This window comes from Buttiauxella agrestis ATCC 33320 (genome assembly GCF_000735355.1).
GTDB classification, from domain to species: Bacteria; Pseudomonadota; Gammaproteobacteria; order Enterobacterales; family Enterobacteriaceae; genus Buttiauxella; species Buttiauxella agrestis.
On sequence record NZ_JMPI01000018.1, the window covers coordinates 1 to 2,789 of the forward strand.

General features: G+C 36.9%; 4 protein-coding genes. 2 read left to right on the forward strand and 2 right to left on the reverse strand.

Going from position 1 to position 2,789, the window contains the following annotated elements:
* The first annotated feature begins 281 nt into the window (after window positions 1-281).
* Both GBAG_RS03495 and GBAG_RS03500 read left to right on the forward strand, forming a co-directional pair.
* Window positions 282-1,172, forward strand: a complete 891-nt coding sequence (locus GBAG_RS03495; protein WP_051873627.1) for a hypothetical protein — start codon at window positions 282-284, stop codon at window positions 1,170-1,172.
* Between the two features lie 2 nt (window positions 1,173-1,174).
* A complete protein-coding gene (locus GBAG_RS03500) occupies window positions 1,175-1,624 on the forward strand; it encodes a DUF1240 domain-containing protein (protein WP_034493562.1) in 450 nt (149 codons plus the stop codon).
* Between the two features lie 41 nt (window positions 1,625-1,665).
* Here GBAG_RS03500 and GBAG_RS03505 read toward each other — a convergent pair whose 3' ends face one another.
* Both GBAG_RS03505 and GBAG_RS03510 read right to left on the reverse strand, forming a co-directional pair.
* On the reverse strand, window positions 1,666-2,145 hold the full coding sequence (locus GBAG_RS03505; protein WP_034493563.1) for an Hcp family type VI secretion system effector: 480 nt from the start codon (window positions 2,143-2,145) through the stop codon (window positions 1,666-1,668).
* Window positions 2,146-2,154: 9 nt separating this feature from the next.
* On the reverse strand, window positions 2,155-2,789 hold a 635-nt coding region (locus GBAG_RS03510), incomplete at its 5' end, for a VasL domain-containing protein (protein ID WP_034493567.1).

The window sequence follows — 2,789 nt, forward strand, 5'->3', positions numbered from 1 at the left end:
AGGTCTTTCGTCGTTTCTGTATTGTTTGTTTTTCTACCTTCCTGCATTTAGTTTTTCTTAAGATCGTGCTTTCTCTTCATGCCCAATATCTTAAATATATTTAATTATGATAATTAGCGATCATTCATTTCCCTAAGTTATTTTAAAGTGATTTTTATTTTTAATATTATATTTATTCGCATGTTATTAATGATATTTCCTTATATTTTAATGTAGATCACGAATGTATATTGAATAAAAAATTATCATCCACGTTAAACTAACACATTAAGGACGATATCATGAAGGATGAACTTAGGCAGACTAATACCGCTGCAGGTTATTTAGGTGATTATTTAAGAGGGGAAGTTCCTATAAATCAACTGATACCTCAGCATGAATATATTTTGGACACATTGAATTTAGAAGCTGAACTCCAGAAAAATACAAAGCACATTATGTTATTGACGCTTTCGGAAGCTGATGCAGCACTAAACCAGCTCCTAAACTTAGTTGATCCTATTGCGACTTATGCAGGAAATATTAAAGATATGATTGATGGTACCAAGAATATTCATAAATTAACATCATACTATAATGATGCTAATAAACTTGTTTATAACCTAAAAGGATTAGGTATTAAAGCCTCTGTATATACAGAAAAAAGTGTTCAATATGTAAAAATAACTGGGTACGCAGGTGTTCGTCGTATCCTAAAAGGAACGCGGTATGCAATAAATAATCCACAAGTACTGGAGTTAGGCATTGGTAACGCGGGAAAGAATGGTGCCATTATTAGTGGGGCAAGATTCTGTGTCTGGTTTTCATTCGCATACAGAACTGTTGAGTTGATATTTAAAAATGATTACAAAGTATCTGATTTTATTGGTGATATTACTATAGATGCCGCGAAAATAATAGTGACGGTTTTTGTAACTAAAATTGCAATGATGATTGGGGCTGGTCTTGCAGCAACTGGTTTTATAACATTACCAATTGCGGGAGGTTGTTTTTTGGTGGTTGTAATTGGTTTTATTATAACCTTTGCATTAGATTATCTAGATAAAAGATATCAATTATCAGATAAGTTGAAAAATTATATTCAACAAGGTATTCAGGAAAGGAAGAGAGTTGAAGAGTGGAATTTGAAAAACCTGTCCCCGACGTTAAATTCCCTACGTGAGGGTTTCTAGATATGGATATAAGATTTAAGAGATTATTAATGATTATAGCTGTTTCTATTAGCTTGCCGATTGTCACAATTTTTATTGCTCGGTTATGCTTAGCTGATGTTATGAGTTTATTCTCTCACAGAGATTTCTTTTACCTTAATTGGCGAGTGTTTCCTATACTGTCATCTTTGCCATTTATTATTTACATGGAAGTTGTGTTTATTAGTGGTTTTTTTACAAAAGATCACATAGCACATCCAGGTATTACAAAATATATGACAATAATGACTTTTATTACCTTTGTACTTTTCTTCCCTTCAGTATTGATTGGCCCTGCTCTAAATATCGGTTTGGCTTTTTCTTCCTGGCATTCATGCCCGGTTGGTGGAGGGTTTTCAGGTGTATATTATGTCAAGCATAAAAGTAAATGCGCTACATTAACCAGTGCGGTACCCTGGGGGGATGGTAAATAAAAGCTCCATAACCACCATTTATGGAGCTTGATTGAATTGAGCTAAAGAACTCGATCATTCCATAGGCTATACGCACTGGTTCCTGCGGATACGTGCTCCCAAGTTATAGTCTCATAAGAAAGTGAAATAACCTCCTGAGGTTGTTCTTTGTTATCTAAAAGGCTATTAGGGAGCACCAGATGATAATCCGTTATCCTTGCTTTTGTTAATTTTATTTTTAGATACAGTTCATTAATGCCAAATCTATTGGTTCGATAAGAATCAAAGTCACAGTTTAATATTTCGTTTTCGGAAATTGCTTTCCCTAAAAGTGGTGTTGATTTATCAACAGGTTTGGTAATGATGACGGGATGATGAGCTGCATTTTCTACCCTGGTAATTGAGTGCGAAAGTCCATAAACCATAATCTGGTCTAAATGTGCGATTTGAGCTTTATTGCCAATTGAGTCTAGCGAACAGCAGCCTGCGGACATCAGTCCCTGCTGTAATCCAGTCAGTGTCAGATAAATTAAATTTGCCATGTTAGTCCCTTATCGTTGATTATTACTTTCGACAGTATTTGAATATGCGCTCGGTTCAAGGATGTTTCTGATCGAAAAATACCGGCTCGATAAAGCATCAATTCGTTCGTTAATCTGCTTCTCTAGGGTTTGTGTATTTTGGTTCTGCTTCCGGTCGTCTTCGAGTTGCGTTAGTAACGCTTCCAGTGGAATTTCCTTATTCAGTTGAGTTTCTGCCTGATAAGCTACAGTCTTAAGGTAGGAAAGTGTCAGCCCCTCTTTATTTTTCTCTCGCTCTACAAGCAACGCTGAAAATTGATGAAGATCCTGTTGTACCTGCAGATAGCCCCGTAACTGAGGGCTATTTGCTGCGCGTAATTTCAGCGCATTGTTCCAGCTTGCCGTTGCCTTTTGCTGTTGCTCGCTATTGAGCCATATTGAATTTGCGGTTTTGGTGAGTTGTTCTCCCGTTTCCAACGTCTGAAGCGGTGATGCATAAAGCAATCTATTCAGGTTTTGCGGGTAATTTTCGAGGGTTGGCATCGTTAACCACAATGCGATACTGCCCTGGTTAGTATCATCCAACTGCGCGATCTGTTTTTGCATAGGAAGAACCTGCCACCACCAAAGTGTTAGCGCTAGGGTAGCAGCACAAGCCATACCTT